This window comes from Alloprevotella sp. (assembly GCF_057240785.1).
This window is the reverse complement of record NZ_DBHHRH010000021.1, coordinates 55,208-77,622: the sequence shown is the minus strand read 5'-3', so window position 1 is coordinate 77,622 and position 22,415 is coordinate 55,208. Positions and strand designations below refer to the sequence as shown.

General features: G+C 43.7%; 17 protein-coding genes. 9 read left to right on the top strand and 8 right to left on the bottom strand.

Annotation, left to right across the window (positions count from 1 at the left end; genetic code table 11):
- Window positions 1-9: 9 nt before the first annotated feature.
- A complete protein-coding gene (locus tag ACO4R2_RS05160) occupies window positions 10-1,737 on the bottom strand; it encodes an ArnT family glycosyltransferase (RefSeq protein ID WP_484769435.1) in 1,728 nt (575 codons plus the stop codon).
- A gap of 35 nt (window positions 1,738-1,772) precedes the next feature.
- Window positions 1,773-2,375 carry an HdeD family acid-resistance protein gene (locus tag ACO4R2_RS05155; protein WP_484769434.1) on the bottom strand — a complete coding sequence of 201 codons (603 nt, stop codon included), beginning with the start codon at window positions 2,373-2,375 and terminating at the stop codon, window positions 1,773-1,775.
- Between the two features lie 188 nt (window positions 2,376-2,563).
- On the opposite strand from ACO4R2_RS05155, the gene ACO4R2_RS05150 reads away from it, so the two are divergent.
- The gene (locus ACO4R2_RS05150; RefSeq protein ID WP_484769433.1) at window positions 2,564-3,127 is read left to right on the top strand and encodes a histidine phosphatase family protein; all 564 of its coding nucleotides are present in this window, start codon (window positions 2,564-2,566) and stop codon (window positions 3,125-3,127) included.
- A 514-nt stretch (window positions 3,128-3,641) separates the two neighbouring features.
- On the opposite strand, the gene ACO4R2_RS05145 is transcribed toward ACO4R2_RS05150, so the two are convergent.
- Window positions 3,642-5,189 carry a hypothetical protein gene (locus tag ACO4R2_RS05145; RefSeq protein WP_484769432.1) on the bottom strand — a complete coding sequence of 516 codons (1,548 nt, stop codon included), beginning with the start codon at window positions 5,187-5,189 and terminating at the stop codon, window positions 3,642-3,644.
- A 331-nt stretch (window positions 5,190-5,520) separates the two neighbouring features.
- Here ACO4R2_RS05145 and ffh point away from each other — a divergent pair, with 331 nt between their 5' ends.
- The 8 genes from ffh (at window position 5,521) to ACO4R2_RS05105 (ending at window position 15,673) form a co-directional block, all read left to right on the top strand.
- On the top strand, window positions 5,521-6,894 hold the full coding sequence (gene ffh, locus ACO4R2_RS05140) for a signal recognition particle protein (protein ID WP_311490928.1): 1,374 nt from the start codon (window positions 5,521-5,523) through the stop codon (window positions 6,892-6,894).
- Window positions 6,895-6,972: 78 nt separating this feature from the next.
- Window positions 6,973-7,851: a bifunctional methylenetetrahydrofolate dehydrogenase/methenyltetrahydrofolate cyclohydrolase FolD gene (folD, locus tag ACO4R2_RS05135; protein ID WP_484769431.1), complete on the top strand. Its 879-nt coding sequence runs from the start codon at window positions 6,973-6,975 to the stop codon at window positions 7,849-7,851.
- A gap of 184 nt (window positions 7,852-8,035) precedes the next feature.
- On the top strand, window positions 8,036-8,428 hold the full coding sequence (locus tag ACO4R2_RS05130; RefSeq protein WP_484769430.1) for a GtrA family protein: 393 nt from the start codon (window positions 8,036-8,038) through the stop codon (window positions 8,426-8,428).
- Window positions 8,425-11,265 (top strand): bifunctional fucokinase/fucose-1-phosphate guanylyltransferase, encoded by a 2,841-nt coding sequence (locus tag ACO4R2_RS05125; RefSeq protein ID WP_484769429.1) that lies wholly within the window; start codon window positions 8,425-8,427, stop codon window positions 11,263-11,265. The genes ACO4R2_RS05130 and ACO4R2_RS05125 overlap by 4 nt, the downstream gene beginning before the upstream one ends.
- A gap of 17 nt (window positions 11,266-11,282) precedes the next feature.
- Window positions 11,283-12,887 carry a bifunctional metallophosphatase/5'-nucleotidase gene (locus tag ACO4R2_RS05120; protein WP_484769428.1) on the top strand — a complete coding sequence of 535 codons (1,605 nt, stop codon included), beginning with the start codon at window positions 11,283-11,285 and terminating at the stop codon, window positions 12,885-12,887.
- A gap of 15 nt (window positions 12,888-12,902) precedes the next feature.
- Window positions 12,903-14,033 (top strand): agmatine deiminase family protein, encoded by a 1,131-nt coding sequence (locus ACO4R2_RS05115; RefSeq protein WP_484769427.1) that lies wholly within the window; start codon window positions 12,903-12,905, stop codon window positions 14,031-14,033.
- Between the two features lie 80 nt (window positions 14,034-14,113).
- Window positions 14,114-14,998: a carbon-nitrogen hydrolase gene (locus ACO4R2_RS05110; RefSeq protein ID WP_484769426.1), complete on the top strand. Its 885-nt coding sequence runs from the start codon at window positions 14,114-14,116 to the stop codon at window positions 14,996-14,998.
- A 132-nt stretch (window positions 14,999-15,130) separates the two neighbouring features.
- Window positions 15,131-15,673: a hypothetical protein gene (locus ACO4R2_RS05105; RefSeq protein ID WP_311490934.1), complete on the top strand. Its 543-nt coding sequence runs from the start codon at window positions 15,131-15,133 to the stop codon at window positions 15,671-15,673.
- A 310-nt stretch (window positions 15,674-15,983) separates the two neighbouring features.
- Here ACO4R2_RS05105 and aroC read toward each other — a convergent pair whose 3' ends face one another.
- From aroC to ACO4R2_RS05080, 5 genes are all read right to left on the bottom strand, one after another.
- On the bottom strand, window positions 15,984-17,060 hold the full coding sequence (aroC, locus tag ACO4R2_RS05100; protein WP_484769425.1) for a chorismate synthase: 1,077 nt from the start codon (window positions 17,058-17,060) through the stop codon (window positions 15,984-15,986).
- An 84-nt stretch (window positions 17,061-17,144) separates the two neighbouring features.
- Entirely contained in the window at window positions 17,145-17,702 is a 558-nt protein-coding gene (locus tag ACO4R2_RS05095) for an FKBP-type peptidyl-prolyl cis-trans isomerase (RefSeq protein WP_484769424.1), read from the bottom strand.
- Between the two features lie 23 nt (window positions 17,703-17,725).
- On the bottom strand, window positions 17,726-19,477 hold the full coding sequence (locus ACO4R2_RS05090) for a DNA polymerase III subunit gamma/tau (protein ID WP_484769423.1): 1,752 nt from the start codon (window positions 19,475-19,477) through the stop codon (window positions 17,726-17,728).
- Window positions 19,478-20,679: 1,202 nt separating this feature from the next.
- Entirely contained in the window at window positions 20,680-21,585 is a 906-nt protein-coding gene (locus tag ACO4R2_RS05085; RefSeq protein ID WP_484769422.1) for a dihydroorotate dehydrogenase, read from the bottom strand.
- A gap of 4 nt (window positions 21,586-21,589) precedes the next feature.
- Window positions 21,590-22,354 carry a dihydroorotate dehydrogenase electron transfer subunit gene (locus ACO4R2_RS05080; RefSeq protein ID WP_484769421.1) on the bottom strand — a complete coding sequence of 255 codons (765 nt, stop codon included), beginning with the start codon at window positions 22,352-22,354 and terminating at the stop codon, window positions 21,590-21,592.
- Window positions 22,355-22,415 lie beyond the last annotated feature (61 nt).

The window sequence follows — 22,415 nt, the reverse complement described above, 5'->3', positions numbered from 1 at the left end:
TGTTGCTAGCTAATCTTGTTTCATATTTTTCGTCTGGAACTCGTAGAGAAGAATGTTTTGGCGAGTGTCACAACTGCGATGATGGAAGTCGCGAATAGGCTCTAGTTGTATGTTTGGATTGAGACGACTAAAGGTTGCAACGTCGCGGTCGCCAATGAGGAGTAATCCCGAATGAACTTCAGGATTAAAAATTTGGATGCGGTTATGACAGTAGAAGTTGAGCGTGAAGAAATGTAGCATCTTATCCTTATCGTCCACAAAAGAATAGAGCGATTTTTGCTTTGTATAGTTTTCCACTTCTGCTGCCAAGGGTTTGTCGGAGCGCGAACTCATCAGGGGCGGTAGCAAAAGAGCATCGAGCAAGAGGAAAATGAGTAGGGCATTATAAGCCACATTTTGAATGAGGCGTCCTAATGGGGATAAAGAATAGTAGAGATAAATAGCGATGGCACACACAATGAGAAAAATGCTATTGGTGCTGCTCATGATTGAGTTGTCTGCCAATGCGTGGAGCATTGCGATGTTTTCAGTAGCATGTCGGCCGTGAAAAATGCTATCGGGTATAAAGCCTGATTTGATAATAATCATACCAATGAATACAATTCCCACTATTGTAGCTAACACCCAACCGAAAAAAATAACAATACGAGGGCGCACGGCTGAAAGGTACTCGATTAGTCGCGCCACAAAGTATGCCACGAAAGGATATACGGGGAGGATGTAGACACCTCGTTTACTTTTGGGAATGGTATAGAAGCCGATGATGAGAACAATGGCTAAGAGGGAAAAGAGTTCCACTCTGTCCATTTTGCGGATATGCTCCCATAATCCTTTCCACCAAGCACTTTTCAAGACTTGGAGCTTTCGCCATTGTTCGCGTTGGATGGTAAAGAGCGCCATGAGGCAGATGAGCGTATAAGGAACTGCACTGCTTAATAGTACGACGGGATAATACCACGCTCCATTCTCATGCGAACTGTAAGGCATCTTACCGAGAAAGCGTAACACGTTTTCTTCGTAAATCAGATACAAGAATTTATCACCTCCTTGTAGCCATGCAGCATAGTACCAAAGGCACGGGAGAATCATTGCGCTCATGGCAATGAGAGCAAAACGCCACACGACAAACCAGAAGTGGCGGCCTTGTATCCAGAGATAAACGCAGCTTACCAAGCATGGTAGGATGATTGCTACAGGGCCTTTTGTCAGCATTCCGCAACTCATCCAGAGAATAGCCCAAATAGGAATACCGCGTAAATCGCGCTCCGTCCATCGGAAGAGTTGATATAGAGCTAGTACAATAAAGAGTGTGAGCATCATATCTACTCGGCAGTTTGTGGCAGCTCGATGAACTTCAAATGTCGTGAGCATGATGACCGAAGTGAGAAGAGCTATGTGTTGATTTTTGCGCCGAGCAAAGAAGCAGAAGGTCATGACGGCTAAAACAACTCCAGCCAAGGCGGAAGGAAAACGGGCGCTAAACTCATTGACACCACCAATAACAACCGAGGTTGCAGCTACGAACCAATGGAACATGGGAGGTTTGTAGGCAAACTCATCACCATTATTCTGCGGCAGAATCCAATTATGAGTGTCGATCATTGTAACGGCTACAATGGCTTCGCGAGGTTCACCCTTAGTATTGAAGTCCGTCAAACCGATAAATGGGATCAGCGTCAGGGCGGAAATGAGAATAATAGTGAGGAGGTTGGAGCGATATTTTTGAGAGTCGTTCATCTTTTAGAATATGAAATGAGCGTAAAGAGAGTTGGTTATGCTTCTGATTGATCTTCTATTCCAGTTTTCGTTTCTTCAGCTTCGTCAACAATTATAGTTGAGTGTGTATGTGTTTTTTGGAATTTTCTGATTTGCCAAGCAGAAACAAATTCCAAGATTGAATAGAGGCAGAAAGCTGCACCAATGATACAGAAGGGAATACTTGCAGTCTCTAGAGGGAAAGCTATGACAACAATGCCTGCTAACAGAGTGAGTACGGGGACAAAGTAGGAAAGTTTGTCGAGCTCAATACCCTGTTTTTGCATTTGCCAGCGTGAAGTGAACTGTACTGTGCCAGCCAGGATCAAAAGGCCTGCTAAAGTGTACATAAGAGCACTGATAAACATAGAGGGCCAAATAAGGAGTATTGTTCCTAAAATGATGGTAGCACTTCCTTGAATGAGAGAAAGAGCCACTTCGCCTTGCGATTTCTTTTCACGGAAAAGGCTGCCGATAGAGAATAGTCCAGGAACGATGAGTAAGGCTCCAATAGCTTGAACGATAGCACCAGCTATACTGTTAGAGTAGACAAGTAGGATAACTCCCAAGACCAACAGGCAAAAGGCTCGTAGCACTAAATTTTTCACTGAGTTTGTCATAAATATTTGTTTTTTTTGATTTTTCGCAAATTTACGCATTCCTTGAGATATTTTGCTCTCTTCGTTCGCTTTTGTCTGATTCTCTTTGGATATAGCGTATGAAAAAGGAAGTATGGTGCATTGGTGTATTTTCTTTCGCTGAATAATTGCGTACCTTTGTCGCGCATAAAGAATTAAAGAATCGAGAAATGGTACAATTATATTTAGTGCGTCATGGCGAAACAATAGAAAATGCTGAAGGAGTGTTGCAAGGATTGATGCCTGGTAACCTTTCAGAGCAGGGGAAAGAGCAAGTTCGCGTTTTGGGAGAAGAGCTGAGAGGGCAGCATTTCGATGTGATGTTTGTGAGCGATTTACACCGTACAGTACAAACTGCAGAACTGCTAAATGAAGTATTGCAGCTACCGATAATAAAAACGCCGATTCTGCGCGAAAGAGATTGGGGAGAGGTGACAGGAAAGAAAATTACGGATATAGATACTTATGATTTTCCTCCATCCGTAGAAACTGTGGAACATATTTTTGAGCGTGCTGCAACCTTTATAAATATGTTGCTTCATGACTATGACGGAAAACGAATCTTGGCCGTTAGTCATGGCTTATTTAGTAGAGCTCTCCAGGCTTGTAACATAGGAAAAACAATTCGCGAAGTGCCTCGTATGAAGAATGCCGAGGTGCGACTTCTCGAACTAATACACCCCATCGTATTGCAGCATCAAGAGGCAGAAGAGACTGGAGCAACGGCTAATTAGTAAATTCGCCGTTGCGATAGGGACTATACTTTTCAATTGCAAAATATTACGTATGGATGAGGAGGAAAGGTAGGTATAAAAATAAGAGGAGTCTCTGTTCTCCTGCCATAAAAGAAACTTGTATATTTGTTGTCACGTTGTCACAGATTTTAAAAATGTGTTGATAATTAGATACTTATACGCGTGACAATAACTTTAGCTCTTAATTTTGTTGTCACACCGTTGTCACGCCTATAATATAATCTATTTCAGACCGTTATGCTTTGCTTGTGACAACGTGGCAACGTGACAACGAAAAAATAAAGCGAGGCGAAGAGAATTTCTTTCTGATTTCTAGATTCCCGTATCGTTTTCTCAATTACTCTTATTGCGTCAGCCAACGCAATAAGGCCGCCAGTTCACATCCTTATTGTATTTTCAAACGTAATAAAGCTATTGGCAATTCGGGGCTGAACCATAAAAATCCCGCAAACCTCACGGCCTACGGGATTTCAAAAAATCAAGATAATATTTATTAGAAGTTGATATCCAAACTTACACCAAATACATCGTTAGTGCGGTCGAAACGATCCGTACCTGCTGTATTGAAAGTTGCTAAAGCTGTTGGGAGCTTGCTCATCACAGCTTGTTCAGTAGGAGTTAAGCTAACTTGTCCTGCTCTAGCTGCATCGCCGAGAGCTTTGAACTTCCCAGAAAGTTGTCCTCCAAGATTTGCCTTCAAATCGTTGTAGTCCTTCATGTGCTTATCGAAGCCAAGGTAGAAGGTCTTGAAGTAAGCCACGTTGATGGCGATATTCTTTCGAACCTGGAATTTAGCACCAAAGCCAAGGCTCCACGAGTCTGTGACGAAAGAGATGTTGTTCAGGAAGTCGCCTTTGCCCAAGCCATAATTAGTGTACTGAGCACCGAGACTGACTGTAGCCCATTTCTTAACGTCCCATTCAACACCACCAAGGAATTCAAAGCCATCGCCGCCAAGTTTGTTTTCGCGGTGCTGATACTGTGTTGCTGCTTTGTCGCGATACAGGTGAGCACCAACATTAAAACGCAAGCTGCTGTCATTGAGTGCTGTGTATTGAATACCACCTGCAAGAATGGTCGGAAGGTCGGCAGGAATAGTCTTGCCATCGTTAAATTCGTCTAAGCCGCTAGTGTTTTCTCCACTCTTATTTTTTAGGCGCAAACGAGTCTTAAGTTCCCACTTTGCAGCTAAGTTCCAACGGCCGCTCTTCCAATCGATACCCAAAATAGGTGTTACACCCCAGCCGGACTGATCGCAGTTTAGATTGCGGTCATTGGTTAAATTGCTAACGCCCTTAGCAAGCGTAGGCATATTGAATTGTGTGAGCAGAGTGGAAAGATCAACAGCTTGTCCTGTTGTAGTAATCACTTTCATGTCGCGCACATAACCATAATAGTTTGTAGTGGCATAAACGGCACGCACACCCAATGAGAGATTCAATTTATTGTTGATTCTATAGCCTGCATTGAACTGGCCACCAATATAGTATTGACGACCGCTAACATAGCTGTTGTAAGAGTAACCTGCAGCTGCATTTTGTCCAATAATGGCATTAGAAGCTGTGTTTACAATGACAGGGAGCATTGCCACTTGGCTTTCGAATGAGCCAAGTCCTTTATCATAGGTACATTTCCCTCCACCGCCGGTGATGCCAAAGTGAGCGGAGAAGAACCATTTATTATAAACTGCTGCCAAATCGAGCGTAGGGAATACAGGTGCTTGCGCTTTTCCCTTGAATGTTTTCACGCCATCAGCAGGGTTGCCTTGTCCCAAAGCAAAGAGACTACGATTGTTTACAGAACCAAAGTTACTAGTGATTTCGCGAGTTTGATAAGCACTTTCAACATTCAGAGAAAGATGCCAACCACGGGAGAGAAAGCCGATACCCGCAGGATTAAAGTAGGCACCATCAATGCCAATGGCTGCATCGCGAGCTGGATTGCGTAAGAAAGCTACGCTCTGATTAGTGTTGGTAAGATAACCGCCTGCATGAGCAGAAGCACACAGCAGTAGGGCTGTAGCTAGTGTTAATTTTCTCATATTACAGTATTGAGCAATTTGTTTAATTTTCCTGTTTCTTGTTCGAAACGGCGGCAAAGGTAGACTATTTACGCACAACTTGAAATTTTTTGTGCATAAATTTTGCACCTAATATGATAAAATGTGCAAAATACGTCTAAAATGGAAACTCTGCATAGCAAATTCCCGTAAGGCTCCTTTTATTAGCTGGAAGAACCTCATTAAGTTTTATATTCTGATGATAGAAATAGTTATTTAGCGCAAGAAGCTATATCATATTTTTAGGAGGGGAAAGGTGTTTCTTGCTTACATCATTGAATCTTCGTATCTTTGCGCGCAAATTTAACTATGTATGTTTGAAAATCTTAGTGAAAGACTAGAACGGTCTTTTAAAATATTGAAAGGTGAGGGTCGCATTACAGAAATAAATGTGGCCGAGACGATGAAGGACGTGCGCCGTGCACTGATTGATGCCGATGTGAACTATAAAGTGGCAAAGTCCTTTACCGATGATGTGAAGCAGAAGGCTTTGGGACAGAACGTTCTGACGGCTGTAAAACCAGGACAATTGCTTGTTAAGATAGTCCATGACGAATTGGCACAGTTAATGGGCGGTGAGACTGCCGACTTTAAGGTGGAAGGACATCCCGCAGTGGTGCTCATGTCGGGTCTTCAAGGTTCTGGTAAAACCACAATGAGTGGTAAGCTAGCCTTGCTCATGAAAACGAAGAAAAACAAGAAACCATTGCTCGTGGCTTGCGACGTTTATCGTCCTGCCGCAATTGAGCAATTGAAGGTTCTTGGTGAGCAAATAGAAGTGCCTGTTTACAGTGAGCCAGATTGCAAAGATCCTGTTGCGATTGCTCAACGAGCTATCCGCGAAGCCAAAGCAAAGAACTATGACTTAGTGATCGTCGATACTGCAGGTCGTTTGGCTGTTGACGAGCAGATGATGAACGAGATTGCTGCAATTAAGGAAGGTATCAATCCCGACGAAACGCTCTTCGTTGTTGACTCAATGACAGGTCAGGATGCTGTTAATACGGCAAAGGAATTCAATGAGCGTCTCGATTTTGATGGTGTAGTACTGACTAAGCTAGATGGCGACACCCGCGGTGGTGCAGCGTTGAGTATTCGTACGGTAGTGAACAAGCCCATCAAATTTGTAGGTACGGGTGAGAAACTGGAAGCTCTCGACTTCTTCCATCCGGCGCGTATGGCTGACCGTATTTTGGGTATGGGCGACGTTGTAACTCTTGTGGAGCGCGCTCAGCAGCAGTATGATGAAGAAGAAGCTAAGCGGCTTCAGCGTAAAATTCAGAAGAATCAGTTTGATTTTAATGACTTCTTGGCTCAGATTCAGCAAATTAAGAAGATGGGTAATTTGAAGGAGTTGGCTTCAATGATTCCTGGTGTTGGAAAAGCTTTGAAAGATGTGGAGATTGACGATAATGCGTTTAAAGGAATTGAAGCAATCATTCAGAGTATGACACCTGAGGAGCGTCGCCGTCCTGAGATCTTAAACACGAGTCGCCGCAATCGAATAGCAAAGGGTAGCGGTACGAGTACGCAGGAAGTGGGGCGCCTCATCAAGCAATTTGATCAGACGCGTAAGATGATGAAAATGATGACGGGTAATAAGATGGCAAATCTTATGGCACGAATGCCTAAGGGAAAGATGCCAAAAATGCCCGAAGGTATGGAAATGCCTGATTTTAATAAATAGAATAACAAAGAGTCTGTGTACATATTTCATTGTATGCAGGCTCTTTTCAGTTTGGAATATATCCTTAAAAATAAACTTATGCAGTTAATAGACGGGAAAACTACAGCTGCAGCCATCAAAGCAGAGTTGGCGGCAGAAGTTGAGAAAATGGTGGCAACAGGACAGAAACGTCCTCATTTGGCCGCAGTTCTTGTAGGCCATGATGGTGGAAGTGAAACCTATGTGAACAACAAAGTGAAAGCTTGTGAGGTTTGCGGCTTCAAGTCTTCGTTGATTCGCTATGAAGATGATGTAACAGAGGAGGAACTTCTTGCCTGTGTGGCTCGCTTGAATGCTGATACTGATGTAGATGGTTTTATTGTTCAGTTGCCTTTGCCTAAACATATTTCTGAGCAAAAGGTTATTGAAGCCATCGACTATCGTAAAGATGTAGATGGTTTCCATCCTATCAATGTAGGACGTTTAGGTGCCGGATTGCCTTGTTTCGTATCAGCTACTCCGCGTGGAATCCTCGAATTGCTGCGTCGCTACAATATTGAGACAAGCGGGAAGAAATGTGTGATTCTGGGTCGTAGTAATATTGTTGGTAAACCTTTGGCTAGCTTGATGATGCAGAAGCAATATGGTGACTCCACAGTGACGGTTTGCCACAGCCATAGTGCAACATTAAAAGAAGAGTGTCAACGTGCAGATATTGTTGTTGCTGCTATTGGTCAACCTGAATTTGTTACTGCTGACATGGTGCATGAGGGCGCGGTTGTTATTGACGTTGGTACTACACGCGTAGCTGATGAGACACGTTCTCGCGGATATCGTTTGTGTGGCGATGTGAAGTTTGACGAGGTTGCTCCTAAATGCTCTTATATTACTCCTGTTCCTGGTGGTGTAGGTCCGATGACTATTGCTATGCTGATGCTCAATACAATGTCGGCAGCAAAGAAAGAATTCTACGATTAAAAAAAATGCTCTTTGGCGAATGTGCTGATGTGCTAAAACGTTTGGCGTAACTTCTATTGTGGTACATTAAGAAGATCTTTTGGTTTTTCTCTTGTACTTTTTCAGGAGGTTCACCACTGATATTGGCACATTAGCACATTTTCTCATTAGTACATTAAATAAAGATATGTATCTTTGCGAATAAATGCAAATAAGGCAGGAAGCAAAACAAGCCGTTAAGTATGGCGCTGTCGGTGTATTAAACACTATGATAACAGCAGTTGTGTACTATCTTCTGCGAAAAATAGATTTTTCCGTAGATGGGGCAAATCTCATATCTTACGAAGCGGGTTTTCTCAATAGCTATATTTGGAATAGGCTGTGGGTTTTTCAATCTCATCAAAACGACTGGCGGAAAGAAGGACTCATCTTTTGGGTGGGAGCACACATCTGTTGGGTTTTACAATGGCTTGCGTTCAGACTTTTTCTCCTGTTTTTATCCGAAGCCTGGGCCTATGGGTTGGGAATGTGCGTATTTCCTGTCTTGAATTATCTTTTTAATCGCTTTGTTACATTTCAAAAAAATAGAAACGAATGAAGAAATTGCTATCTCTACCGCCTAATGTGGTTGGAAGTTTTCATGATATTACAGGTTTGAGTAGGGCTGAATATTTCTGTACTTCTGATCCCGTTAACCAAAAGTTAGGATCGGGAGGAGGCACGGTTTGGCTATTACAAAACGCCTTTACTGCCGAAAAATCTACACAAGACTTTTCAAAGTGGCTTTCACAAGAGAAAAGAATTCTTCTTCATGCAGGAGGACAGAGTCGCCGTTTGGCTGCCTATGCACCTAGTGGGAAAGTATTGACTCCTATTCCAGTGTTTCGTTGGGCACGTGGGCAGCGCGTCGATCAAAGTTTACTCGATATGCAATTGCCGCTTTATGAGATGATTATGCAGAAAGCTCCTCAGAGCCTTCATACTCTCATTGCTAGCGGAGATGTTTTTTTGCGGGCTACCCAACCTTTGCAAACTATTCCCGAAGCAGATGTCGTTTGTTATGGCCTTTGGGCTACTCCTGAACAGATTAGTCATCATGGCGTTTTCATGATGAATCGCGAAAATCCTACAGCCTTAGATTTTATGCTTCAAAAGCCGTCGACGGAGAAGCAAGCGGAACTCATGCAAACCCACTTTGCATTGATGGATATTGGTGTTTGGCTTTTGTCTGATAAAGCGGTTGAGGTTTTGCGTAAAAAATGTGTAGGTAAGGATGCAAATATCAATACTTATGATCTTTATTCTGAGTTTGGTTGCGCCCTAGGAACACATCCCTCGAAACCTGATGCGGAATTAGAGAGTTTGAATGTGGCTATTCTGCCACTTCCTGGAGGAGAATTTTATCATTTTGGAACGGCCCCAGAATTGTTAACTTCTACCATTTCTCTACAAAATTTAGTGAAAGACCAACGCTTTATTATTCAGAAAGGAGTGAAGCGTCAAACAAGTGTATTCACACAAAATTGTCTTTTAGAGAATCGGCCGACTAAGAAAAACGAATACATTTGGATTGAGAATTCAAAACTCTCAGCTGGCTGGGATTTATCTCGCCACAATATTGTGACCGGTGTTCCTCAGAATAATTGGCAGATAAGCTTAAAAGATGGCCAATGTATAGATGTTGTACCTATCGGAGAAAAAGCATATGCGTTGCGTGTGTATGGTTATAATGATCCCTCTCGTGGAGCTTTGGACAATGAAGATACTATTTATTTAGGACAACCTTTTAAGGAATGGGCTGCAGCCCGACATTTGCCGTTACGCGAATTTGGGATTCAAGATGATATTCAATCTGCACAACTTTTCCCTGTAAGTGAGTCTTTGGAAGAGTTAGAGGAATTATTGCATTTTATTCTGACTGGAGAGGGGGAGGCGGAACTTTTCCTTCATTCTGCACGACTTTCTGCGGATGAACTCTCTGTGCATGCTAATTTGTATAGACTTTTTAAACAGCGCCGCGAAATCCAGTTACAAAACTGCCAAACTATGGCTTATAATTGGCGTCGGAGTGTCTTTTATCAAGTGAATCTAAAAGACATGGCACAAAAGTATGCCGATGCTCAACTTCCACTACCTTCTCTCTTGTCTGTGGAAGATCCCTTGATGGTTCGTATGCATGATGCTATGTTCCGCTCAGAAACTCTGCGCCATTTAGGACAGACGGAGGGGGCAGAGCTCTTTTCAGATCAGGCCTTCGGACTATTGCGCGAGGGGTTAACTGGAGAAGCTTTGCGCTGCAAGGTGACGCCGAGTCGCACTACGTGTGATGACCAAATTGTTTGGGGAAGAAGTAGTGCGCGTATAGATTTAGCTGGTGGTTGGACTGATACACCTCCATATAGCTTAATGGAAGGTGGAAATGTGGTGAACATCGCTATTGAAATGAATGGGCAGCAGCCTTTGCAAGTGTATGTAAAGCCTTGCAAAGAACCTGTCATCATCTGTCGTTCTATTGACCTCGGTGCAATGGAGCGTATAGAAACTTATGATGAGCTCCGACAGTATAATAAAGTTGGCTCGCCTTTTTCTATTCCTAAAGCAGCATTGACGCTGTGCGGTTTCCTTCCAGGGTTCGGAACAGAAGAATATCCTACACTTCGCCAACATCTAGAAGCTTTCGGATGTGGTATAGAGCTGACTTTGCTTTCTGCGATTCCTGCTGGTAGCGGATTGGGGACTAGTAGTATCTTGGCTGCTACTGTTTTAGGGACATTGTCTGAATTCTGCGGTTTAAACTGGGATAAAAATGAGATAGGCAATAGAACTCTCATTCTCGAACAGTTGCTGACGACAGGTGGTGGCTGGCAAGATCAATATGGTGGTATACTTGGTGGAGTTAAACTTTTGCAGACTCAAGCCGGTTTCCTCCAAAATGCAGTGGCTCGTTATTTACCTGCTACGATATTTACCGCTCCAGAGAATAAAGCTTGTCATTTGCTTTATTATACCGGTGTTACGCGTACGGCCAAGAATATACTTACGGAGATAGTTCGAGGTATGTTTCTCAATGACACTCATTCTTTATCACTATTGAGCGAGATGAAACAGCACGCTCTTAGTTTGAGTGAATCTTTGCAGATGGGCGATATTGAGCGTTATGGCCTCTTGGTTCGTAAAACTTGGGAGCAAAATAAAGCACTAGATGCTGGTACTAATCCTGCAATCATCGAAGAACTTTGTAAGCGAATCGACGATTATAGTCTTGGATATAAACTCCCTGGTGCTGGTGGTGGCGGCTTTATGTATATTGTAGCTAAAGATCCTACAGCAGCACTTCGTATTCGTGAAGAATTATCTCAACACCCACTTGCCCCGAATGCTCGCTTTGTAGAAATGAGCATCTCAGAGCGCGGATTGCAAATAAGTCGTTCTTAAACAAACAAAATATAATTATGAATATCAGAAATATCTTTTTAGCTGGTGCGTTGGCCTTCAGTCAATTCTTGACAGCACAGACTAATAAGCCTATAACAGTTGCTATTTTTTCTCTGAATGATTTTCATGGCGCTTTTGTTCAGAATAAATCTCAGGGAATTCCAGGTGCTCCTTCGGTGTTGCAATGCCTAGACTCTTTGAAGTCAGTTTACCCCTATAATTTAACAGTGGCAGCTGGCGACAACTTTGGTGGTAGTTATTTCTACAACGCTACACACGGAGTACTTCTCCCAGTCTTTTTTAATGATATGGGTATCCGCATTTCAGCTTTGGGAAACCATGAGTTTGATGATGGCCAGAAAGTCTTGGCCGAAAAATGGAAAAATGATCCTTTGCGTCCTGCAGGTTGGGATATTGAATATCTTTGTGGGAATGTCTACGATCAAGATGGTAAAGTTCCTTCTTATTTAACGCCTTTTACTACAGCAGAAATTCCGTTGTCGCCCACCAAGACTCTTCGAGCTGGTTTTGTCGGTTTGCTGGCATCTTCTGCAAAAGAACAGATTCGTGCTAAGAATATCGTGGGTATGATATTTTCAGGAAACTATACGCACGTTCTTGATAGCATAGAGGCTTTGCCTGCTTTTAAAACCGTTCGTGATGCAGAGATTCGCAGTTTGTTGGTTCATATCGGTACTTATATGAAGAATGGAAAACCTGCATGGACAGATAAGAATGAAGCTGAACTTTATGCTATTAAGTCGCCGCTTTATCAGAGTATTCTTTCTGGTCATAGTCATGAACCTGTTTGTGGGCGCATCAATGAAGCTGGATATCCCGTAGTGCAAGGTTGGTGGCATGGCAATTATATTTCTGTTATGAAGTATCAAGTTGATACGACTTCTATGAAAGTTCTCAGTGTTGAGCCAGAAATTGTACGCGTTGCTTTGAAAGATAGATCGCAGTTAGGTCCTGTTCCTCTTCGTCTGCAATGCCAGATAGATTCTCTGCTTGCCTCTACAAAAACAAAAGGGGGAGTTCCTATTGGTACTAAATTGACTGTAGCTACTGAAGATATGCCTCACGATCGTTCCGTAAAGTATGTTGAGAGTCGTATGGGAAAACTCGTTTGCTCTTCTTTTGCTGAAGCCTTCCGCAAGATAGCAAAGAAGTCGGACAAAGAAGTTATTATTGGTATGAGCCATTTTGGAAGTATTCGTGGCGGTTTTTCTAAGGGCGATGTAAGTGTACTAGAAGTGGGTGAAGCACTTCCTTTCTCTAATCCATTGAAAGTCTTCAAACTCACGGGACGTCAACTTCACGATCTTGTTGATTTTGGCTTCCACAATAAGCGCTACGGTTGGATTCAGACATCCAATCTGGAAACACAGCGCGATGCGAACAATAATGTTTTGAAGATGACATACGTAAGCCCGAAAGGGAAACGTGTTGCCATTAAAGACAATGGGACATATTATGTTTGTGCTGATGAATTTATGACGACAGGAGGCGATGGCTATGATCCTAAATTCTTCCCCAAAAGCCAGGAAGTAAAAGTTTCTTTGCCTGAAACCACAGATGCTTTTATCACCTATCTTAAGCAACAGAAATCAATTCATTGAATTATCATCTAGATTATGAGTCTATTCTCGCTTCCGCCTAAACAGCCGCAGGCGGATTTGGATTTGGAATTCTTTCTGAAGAACGGCCTTGTTGCACAGGACAATAAACGCTTCAAGCGTATGTTAGCTCCCGAATGGTTTCCACAAAGTGCGGTACAACTCACATGGCCGCATGCAGGTACCGATTGGCTTGATATGTTACCTGAAGTCATTGCTTGCTACAAGCGTATGGCTTACGAGATTGCTATTCGTGAACCTTTGCTTATCGTAGCTCCTAATACGGCAGAAGTTAAGGCTTTACTGGAAGAGCAGTTGCCGCAAAAAGCTCTGAATAATATCATCTACAAAGATTGTCCTACCAATGATACTTGGGCACGCGATCATGGTTTCCTCACAGTTGTTGGCTCTGGAAGTCCAGAACTTTTGGATTTTCAGTTCAACGGATGGGGAGGAAAGTTTGATGCCGAGAAAGATAACGCTATCAATAAGCAGCTTTTCGATGCTGGTTTGTTAGATGGTACTTATGTTTCGCTTTTGGATTTTGAACTTGAAGGCGGAAGCATAGAGAGTGATGGCTGCGGTACGCTACTCACTACGTCAGAATGTCTGCTCAATCCTAACAGAAATCATACTCACGATAAAACACAGCTAACAATGAAGCTGGAAGAATACTTTGGCGCAACTAATGTTTTGTGGCTCGATTATGGCTATCTGGCTGGTGACGATACCGATAGCCATATTGATACACTTGCCCGCCTTTGCCCCAATAATCGTATTGTTTATGTGCGTTGTGATGATTCTAGCGATGAACATTATGAAGCTTTGAGGCAGATGGAAGCTCAGTTGCGTACATTCACCAATGCTGAGAATAAGCCTTTTGAACTTATTCCGCTACCGATGGCTTCTGCTGTCTATGAGGATGGAGAGCGTCTCCCTGCAACGTATGCTAATTATTTGGTGGTAAACCATGCTGTGCTTTATCCTACTTATAATCAACCAGAGAATGATGAGAAAGCACGAAAAGCTTTGCATCAAGCATTTCCTCATCATGACTTGGTGGGAATTGACTGTTGCGCGCTGATTCGTCAGCATGGCTCGCTCCATTGTTCTACTATGCAATTCCCGAAAGGAGTTCTCAAAATCTAAGATTATACTAACAAGATACGAGAAGCATCAAAGTCTTGCTCTCTCGTATCTTGTATTTTACCTCCTAAATAGTAATAAAAATGAAATCATTAAAGGTTGGGCTTATCCAGCAACGATGTGTTGCCGATGTTGATACGAATCGTCAAAAATTGGCAGCTAATATAGAAGATGTAGTCACGCATGGTGCAGAATTGGTGGTGCTGCAAGAACTTCATAATTCGCTTTACTTCTGCCAAGTAGAAAGTGTGAATAATTTCGATTTGGCAGAGCCTATTCCTGGACCTTCTACTGATTTTTATGGTGCCTTGGCTCGTAAGTTTGGTGTTGTTTTGGTTACGTCTCTCTTTGAACGTCGTGCCGCAGGTTTGTATCATAACACTGCTGTAGTCTTTGAAAAAGATGGTAGCATTGCAGGGAAATATCGAAAGATGCATATTCCTGATGATCCAGCCTATTATGAAAAGTTCTATTTTACTCCTGGCGACCTTGGTTTTCATCCTATTCATACCAGTGTTGGAACATTGGGCGTTCAAGTGTGCTGGGATCAATGGTATCCCGAAGGAGCACGTTTGATGGCACTTCAGGGAGCTGACCTTCTTATCTATCCAACTGCCATTGGGTATGAGAGTTCTGATCAGCCAGTAGAGCAGGAACGGCAGCGCGAAGCATGGACAACTGTACAACGTGGGCACGCTGTGGCCAATGGGATTCCCGTTATTGCTGTCAACCGCGTAGGCTTGGAAGAAGACCCCAGCGATCAGACCAATGGTATTCAGTTTTGGGGTTCTAGCTTTGTGGCTGGTCCACAAGGTGAGTTGTTAGCTCGTGCCTCAAACTCAGAAGAGGAAAACCTTGTTGTGACTATCGATCTTGAGCACAGCGAACAAGTGCGCCGCTGGTGGCCTTTCTTGCGCGATCGTCGTATTGAAGAATTTGCTCCTCTTTCAAAGCGTTTCATCGACTAACTTTCTGAATATCTCCCATAGATCTGCGAATACTCCTTACCCTTAATCAATTAACTGATGAAACGTTTCTGCTTTGTCTGTTTGTTGGCTTTTTTTGTAGCCAGCAGAGTTTCGTCCCAAACTTATACTTTTATGGACGAAGGTGGGCAACTTTCCACAAATCCTGCCAGCAATGTCCTTATTGAAGTATTGCCGCATACTGCAAAAACGAAAGTAGATGCTCGAGGCTATCTGTCGATAGGAGGGAAGGGACAAGAAAGATTTCAGCGTATCACACTGACAGATACGCTGAAGTCTCCAATTCAGGAACTCCAGGTAGTTTGCGACCGTTCTGCTGCAGCTGAAGTTTCGCTACAAGTATTGCTCGATGGACAGCAACTCAGTGAGCCGCAATCCGTGAAGTTTGGTTCCACGGCTTTGGTGTTCCAGTTTCCAACACAGATAACGGGGGTGTTGCAACTCATATTCTCTTTGGTGAATACGGAAATCTCTGAGAAAAAGAACTACCAGTTGGGAATCTCCAATTTTTCTTTTCATGCCACGACCACTGGTATTTCTTATTTCAAGAATAAGTCGTATAACAAAGTTTTCTCACTTCAAGGCATCCCTGCTTCTTCAGTCCATCTTGCGCCTGGTCTTTATATCATCAATGGTCGTAAAGTCTTGATTCGTTGAATGTAGAGAGGTAATGGACACTTATCTATAAATGAGTATATCACAGCTTGAGAACTAAGCAGTGATATACTTTTTGTTTATTCCAAGTTGTAAGATATCTATGAGGCATTTTACTTTTAGTCTTTTTGCAAATTAATGGAGGTCATCCGTCTCTTCGGAGCCTCCATTAACCAACACAAAAACTAAACTAGACTTAACTAAACACGTTACCTCACGGTAATTTGGTTATGTTTACTTCGCAAATGTAAGGTAAGGTTTTCAATTTTGCAAGAAAAAGTGTGAAAAAAAGTTTGTTTTTTTTATTTCTCTTCTATATGCGCGTCGTTTTGTTCTTGAGATAGGCATCTAAGAGGGTCATCGCCGCCATTGCTTCAACGATAGGAACAGCTCGTGGTAAGACACAAGCATCGTGTCGCCCGCGTGCTTTCACTATGGTTGGTTGGCCTTTCGTATTCACGGTTTCTTGTTCGCGCAAGAGGGTAGCAACGGGCTTGAAGGCTACGCGGAAGTAGATGTCCTCACCGTTGGAGATACCGCCTTGTATGCCTCCACTATTGTTTGTCTGGGTACGAATGTTCCCTTCTTTATTTGTGTAGAAAATATCGTTGAGTTCTGAACCTCGATATTTCACGCAATCGAAACCACCGCCGTATTCAAAGCCTTTAACAGCATTGATGCTCAGCATTGCAGCGCCGAGTGCAGCGTGAAGTTTGCCGAAGGCTGGTTCCCCCAGCCCTATGGGACAGCCCTTGATGATGCAGGTAATCACCCCACCAATGGTATCGCCCTCAGTTTTGACAGCTTCAATTTTCTGAGCCATCTCTTCTGCTTTCTGCGGATCAGGGCAGCGCACAGCATTCTTTTCTATCTCGCTGAAATCATATTGCTGATAGTTTTTGTCCAATGTAATTTCGCCCACTTGCGAAGTGTAGGCAATGATGTCTACATTGAGTTGTCTCAACGCCATCTTTGCCAGCGCTCCTCCAACCACCCGGGAGATAGTTTCACGTGCCGAAGAGCGTCCGCCGCCACGATGATCACGAATACCATACTTATAGAAATAAGTGTAATCGGCATGCGACGGGCGGAATATATCTCTTAGGTTGTCATAGTCGGAAGAATGCTGATTCTCGTTGCGAACGATAAAACCGATAGGACAACCAGTGGATTTTCCTTCGAAGACACCTGAAAGGAGTTCCACTGTATCGTTCTCTTTGCGCGGTGTGGTCAGTCGGCTCTGTCCAGGCTTTCTGCGGTTGAGTTCTGCTTGTAGAAAATCCATGTCGATCACTATGCCAGCTGGCATTCCATCGACAACGCCGCCTACTGCTGGCCCGTGGCTCTCGCCAAAGGTGGTTAAGCGAAAGATATTACCGAATGTGTTCATGGGTTGAAATATAAAAATTCTCGGATGAATCAAATAGGCCTAACTGTTTAGGCTTTTCCACATCATCCGAGAATAGAAAAATTCTTAATGTTCGCAGTTACAGCCGCCTCCGCAACCTTCGCAGCTGCCGCCACAACCTTCTTCACCGCCCATCATCGCGAGCATTTCTTTCATCTCTGCTTCTGTTGCGGGGCGTGAAGTAACCACCTGACCTTTGAAGCGAAGCTCTTTGCCTGCCAGCTGGTCGTTGAGGTCGATTTTTACTTTTGTGTCGCTCACTTCGAGCACAAGTCCTTGGAAGCGATTGCCGTCCTCATTCACAAGGGGGATAACGTTGCCAGGGTAAACAGTATTGCTGTCGAAATGTCCATCGATGGTAAAAATATCTTTGTCTAATTCGATGACGTGTTCCTCTACGTAGGGACCATAGGCTTCTTCCACATCGAGGGTGAAATCGAATGTTTCACCCTCATTGAGGTTGGCAACATTGTTTTCAAAAGCTTCGAGAGTTACTCCCATACCTGTGATAAACTGGAAGGGGTGCTCTACGGGAGCTTTCTCAACGAGTTCGATTTTTCCTTCTTCGTCTTTTGTGAAAAGTTCGTAAGAAACGGTTACATACTTGTTTTCAATCTTTTCCATGTGGGATATGTTTTGTTTTATTGTTATGCTAAATCAAGTTTCAACTCTTCACAAAGACTCTTGAAGGCAAGGCTTTTCTCGCACATGGCCTCAAACTGTTCGCGCCGGCTAATCGGCCGATTTTGCTGATTGGGCGGGAGGAGTCTCAGTTGGAGACGTACGTTGTCATTGTGTAAGTAGCTGCGGATATAGTCTTCTATCTTCGGCTGCAAACGCTTGTAGTCCGCCATGACCATGTCATTCTCAACGGGAACGTCTATGATGCCGCCTTCCAAGAGTTTTGGGACGAGCATCTTCATACGCCCTTGCTGCGCAACCTCTTCGATGGGCAAGCGTTGAGCAAAAGCTACCCACGCTGAGAGCATATTGGATTCCGTGAATGCCTCGTTGCCATAGGAGCGCGGAGCAGAAGATTCTGAAGTCTCTTGAGTGGGCGAAGACTGTGAGGCTGTCTGCGCGTGACGCAAAGAAACAGTGCGGCGCAACAGAGTCTTGGCCACAGGTCTTGCTTGTGGCGCAGCGGGTGGGGCAGGCTGTTGCAGCTTTGGTTGTTGTGGAGTTGTTGCTTGGGAAGCTGCTGCAGGGGCAGCAGAGGAGGCTTGCGTTTGTTGCTGAACAGACACAGCCTTAAAAATGGGTTTTAAAATCTTCGTAGGGCCAAGCCCAGACCCAGGCGCATCATCAGAGCTGAGTTGCGCCACCTCGATGAGAGTGATTTCCACGGTCAGTCGTTTGTTGCGGCTGGTGCGGTAGTTGATGTCGCAATCGTTGCAGAGTTTGAGCGCCTTATAGAGAAATTTAGTTTTACATTTCTGAGCTTGTTCAGCATATCGCTGGCGTACGCTATCGGCCACTTCCAAAAGTGGTAGTGTGGCAGCATCTTGGCTAACGAGCAGTTCGCGAAAATGACTGGCTAAACCACCCATGAAGATATTGGCATCGAAACCTTTTCTAAGAATATCATTGAAGGTGAGCATCACCTGCGTGATATTGTTGGCCAATAGTTCGTCTGTGATTTTGAAGTAATAATCATAGTCCAGCACGTTGAGGTCTTCAATCACCTTTTTGTAGGTGATGTCGCCTTCAGAGAAACTTGCCACTTGGTCGAAGATGCTTAAGGCATCGCGCATACCACCATCAGCTTTTTGTGCAATGATGTTTAGAGCTTCGTCCTCGGCTTGTACGCCTTCTTTGGCAGCCACATTTTTGAGATGTGCAACGATGTCGGCAATCTCCATGCGGTTGAAGTCGTAGATTTGGCAGCGACTCAGAATCGTTGGGAGAACCTTGTGTTTCTCCGTTGTTGCCAGAATGAAGATAACGTGTGCTGGTGGTTCTTCCAGAGTTTTCAAAAAAGCGTTGAAGGCCGCAGGAGAGAGCATATGCACCTCGTCGATGATGAAAACTTTGTATGTTCCCACTTGTGGAGGTGTATTGACCTGTTCTATAATTTGGCGAATATCGTCAACAGAGTTGTTGGAGGCCGCGTCCAGCTCAAAGATATTCATCGAACGCCCTTCGTTGAACGCTTGGCAACTTTCACATTCGTTGCAGGCCTCTCCGCTGGCTTGCGGACTGAGGCAGTTGATAGTCTTGGCAAAGATACGCGCACAAGTGGTCTTCCCCACACCGCGAGGCCCGCAGAAAAGGTAAGCATGAGCCAGCTTACCATTGCTGATGGCATTCTTCAGTGTCGTGGTAAGTGCCTTTTGTCCGACAACGCTGTCGAACGTTTGTGGGCGGTACTTACGTGCCGAAACAATATAATTGTCCATGCTGAATTTTGGTTTGTCTGCGAAGTTACTTTTTTTTGAGAAAAAGGCAAAATGGAGATGTGCTTCTTTTGGCGAGAAATGGTTCTTAAAACATGACAGAGGTGTACGGAAGGTTCTTTTCTCTTTGGGAGCTTGCATTATAAACCCTTCTGTTTCTTTGTGAATGTCAAATAAATTCGCAGTCTACTGCCTCGAGAGTGGCTTAAAAATCAATTTCTTTGCCTGCAATCGAAACTAACGCTGTTTTGACGCATTACCAAAATAAGCTTATTTTGAATTCCTCAAGGGGAAATTTTATTTTCTATACTACAAATTTTATTTTCTATACTACAAATTTTATTTTCTCCTTGAGAAATTGAAAATACAATAAGGGAATTTTTGAATGCAATAAGGATGTTAGCTGATTTCCTTATTGTATTTTGGAACAGAATAAGGGAAAAAACGACTTTTTAGGAGAGAAAAGTGGGGGTCTTTGAGCTGTTGAGCCGGTTCTTAAAGAGAAAAACGATAGTGTGGCTTCATTTTTTTTGACGTGAAGCATCTGCTTGCGAGCTGGAAGGTAAAAGTTATTTGTCAAATAATAATACCGAAAATAAGAAAGCTGTTACTTGTCTTTGCAACTGACGAATCTAATTGTGCAATACTTTTAGCAAAGAAAAGATGGGATGAGAGCTTGTCTTGACGAAAGAAAAGGGGAGGGACGTTAGGAAAAGGATACAAAGAAAGCTGCATCGATGATGTGATGAAACTCCGAGCTAAAATAAGGATTTGAGCGCCACTCCGTCTCTGTAATCCGACCCCGCCGAAACGTGTCGGCCCGCCATTGACGAAGGAAGCATTCTCGGTATTTCTAGTAATTATTGATGAGTATCCCGATCAAACCGATGCAGCCAAATATGTCTAAGTTGTGGGGCTTGGAGGTGTTCCGCAGCTCCCTTAACTTGTTGCTGCAAATATATGCTTTTTCTTTTCTTATCTCCAAACAGAAAAAGAGAAAATTTTAGCTTCTTGCAATTATTTTTGTTTTTCGTTTCGTTTGATAATACTTTTTGTATATTTGCCCTTTGGGGCATATTGATAAAGTATATATGTGCTTCTGTAAGTGGTTGAACCATACAAAAAATGTGCTAATGTATCTGCTTTCGCTAAAACGAAATCCTACATTAGCACATTTCTTTTATTAAGTATCTCCGTATTTTTTCCTATACGCTTCCTATGATGTCATGAATATCCTTTACTCCGTGAGCATCGAGCCAAGTGTTGATGCCGTCGATTACTTTCATAGTGACTGCGGGATCAAGGAAGTTGGCTGTTCCAATTTGGATGGCTGTAGCTCCCGCCATGAGAAATTCCAGAGCGTCTGTGGCGTTGCTGATTCCTCCTAAGCCAATGACAGGGATTTTTACAGCTTTTGCCACTTGCCACACCATGCGCAGAGCCACAGGTTTGATACATGGGCCGCTCAACCCGCCCGTCCCGATACTTAGGCGGGAGCAACGACGTTCGATATCAATGCTCATTCCCATTAGTGTATTGATGAGCGAAACACTGTCTGCTCCCTCAGCTTCTACAGCCCGTGCAATCTCTGCAATGTCGGTTACGTTGGGCGATAGTTTTACGATGAGTGTCTTGGGGTATCTTTGACGCACTGCTTTCACAACACTGGCGGCTGCCGCGCAGGAAGTACCGAACGACATTCCTCCATCTTTCACATTGGGACAAGAGATGTTGAGTTCAATGCCTGGTATGTTGTCCAATTCGGCTATGCGCGCAGCACATTCAGCATAATCTTCGGGTGAAGAACCGCTCACATTGACCAGTACGTTTGTTTTCAAATTCTTCACCGCATCATAAATATGCGTGCAGAAGTAGTCTGCACCCTTATTTTGTAGTCCAACACAGTTGAGCATACCTTGTGCTGTCTCAGCCATGCGCGGATAATCGTTGCCCTCTCGAGGATTTAGAGTCGTTCCTTTAACAATGATTCCCCCTAAACGGTCTAAATCAACAAGGTCTGCAAATTCGAAACCATAGCCAAATGTTCCGCTGGCCGTCATGACAGGGTTTTGGAGTTGGAGATTTCCTATCTTTACTTGTAGCTGTGCCATAATTTTACCAGTCTAAGTTGTTAATATCAAACACAGGACCTTCTGTGCAAACGCAGCGGTTGCCTTGCACGGTTTTCTCAACGCAGCAAAGGCACGCGCCTAAGCCGCAAGCCATCATGTTTTCAAGTGATGCTTCGCAATAGATATTATGTTCTTTGGCAAAGGCTGCCACTGCCTTCATCATCGGTTTTGGGCCACAAGTGTAAATGGAATGAAAATCTTCTTGTAGGACACTGTGATTCGTGACAAAGCCTTTTGTGTCGAGACTTCCGTCTTCCGTTGTGCAGCAAAGGCGGCCGTATTTTTCAAAATGCTCGCGTTGCAAAATATCGCCTTCTGTCTTTCCTCCCAGCAAGAACACGGGCTCGTGGCCAGCATCGCGCAAGAGTTTTCCAAAATAGAGAAGTGGAGCTGTTCCTACGCCACCTCCAATGAGAAGTAGGCGTTGATGAGGTTCGGAAGGCATAGAGAAGCCTCGGCCTAAGGGGTAAAGACAATTCAACTTATCGCCCGAACGCATTTTTGTGAGAATTTCTGTGCCTTTGCCCACGGCGTGAACCAATAGCCATAGCTCGTTGGTGTCGCGGTCTACAAAATTGATAGAGATGGGGCGACGAAGGAACGTTTCTGGTGAGCCGTCGACGCGAATCTCTACAAATTGTCCGGGTTGCATTTCTGGAAAAACTTCTTCGTCAGTCAGACGGAGTACTGCGTAGCCAGGGCGAAGAAGTTCAACGGCACGCACCTGTAAGTCTTTTAGATGTTTCATCGGTGATGATTAATACAATAAAGAGAGTGTGCTGCAAAATTACATGTTTTTATTGTAAAAG

Coding starts and splice junctions, on each gene's coding strand:
- ACO4R2_RS05160 (WP_484769435.1), bottom strand. CDS start 1,737: ATGAACGACTCTCAAAAATATCGCTCCAACCTCCTCACTATTATTCTC.
- ACO4R2_RS05155 (WP_484769434.1), bottom strand. CDS start 2,375: ATGACAAACTCAGTGAAAAATTTAGTGCTACGAGCCTTTTGCCTGTTG.
- ACO4R2_RS05150 (WP_484769433.1), top strand. CDS start 2,564: ATGGTACAATTATATTTAGTGCGTCATGGCGAAACAATAGAAAATGCT.
- ACO4R2_RS05145 (WP_484769432.1), bottom strand. CDS start 5,189: ATGAGAAAATTAACACTAGCTACAGCCCTACTGCTGTGTGCTTCTGCT.
- ffh (WP_311490928.1), top strand. CDS start 5,521: ATGTTTGAAAATCTTAGTGAAAGACTAGAACGGTCTTTTAAAATATTG.
- folD (WP_484769431.1), top strand. CDS start 6,973: ATGCAGTTAATAGACGGGAAAACTACAGCTGCAGCCATCAAAGCAGAG.
- ACO4R2_RS05130 (WP_484769430.1), top strand. CDS start 8,036: ATGCAAATAAGGCAGGAAGCAAAACAAGCCGTTAAGTATGGCGCTGTC.
- ACO4R2_RS05125 (WP_484769429.1), top strand. CDS start 8,425: ATGAAGAAATTGCTATCTCTACCGCCTAATGTGGTTGGAAGTTTTCAT.
- ACO4R2_RS05120 (WP_484769428.1), top strand. CDS start 11,283: ATGAATATCAGAAATATCTTTTTAGCTGGTGCGTTGGCCTTCAGTCAA.
- ACO4R2_RS05115 (WP_484769427.1), top strand. CDS start 12,903: ATGAGTCTATTCTCGCTTCCGCCTAAACAGCCGCAGGCGGATTTGGAT.
- ACO4R2_RS05110 (WP_484769426.1), top strand. CDS start 14,114: ATGAAATCATTAAAGGTTGGGCTTATCCAGCAACGATGTGTTGCCGAT.
- ACO4R2_RS05105 (WP_311490934.1), top strand. CDS start 15,131: ATGGACGAAGGTGGGCAACTTTCCACAAATCCTGCCAGCAATGTCCTT.
- aroC (WP_484769425.1), bottom strand. CDS start 17,060: ATGAACACATTCGGTAATATCTTTCGCTTAACCACCTTTGGCGAGAGC.
- ACO4R2_RS05095 (WP_484769424.1), bottom strand. CDS start 17,702: ATGGAAAAGATTGAAAACAAGTATGTAACCGTTTCTTACGAACTTTTC.
- ACO4R2_RS05090 (WP_484769423.1), bottom strand. CDS start 19,477: ATGGACAATTATATTGTTTCGGCACGTAAGTACCGCCCACAAACGTTC.
- ACO4R2_RS05085 (WP_484769422.1), bottom strand. CDS start 21,585: ATGGCACAGCTACAAGTAAAGATAGGAAATCTCCAACTCCAAAACCCT.
- ACO4R2_RS05080 (WP_484769421.1), bottom strand. CDS start 22,354: ATGAAACATCTAAAAGACTTACAGGTGCGTGCCGTTGAACTTCTTCGC.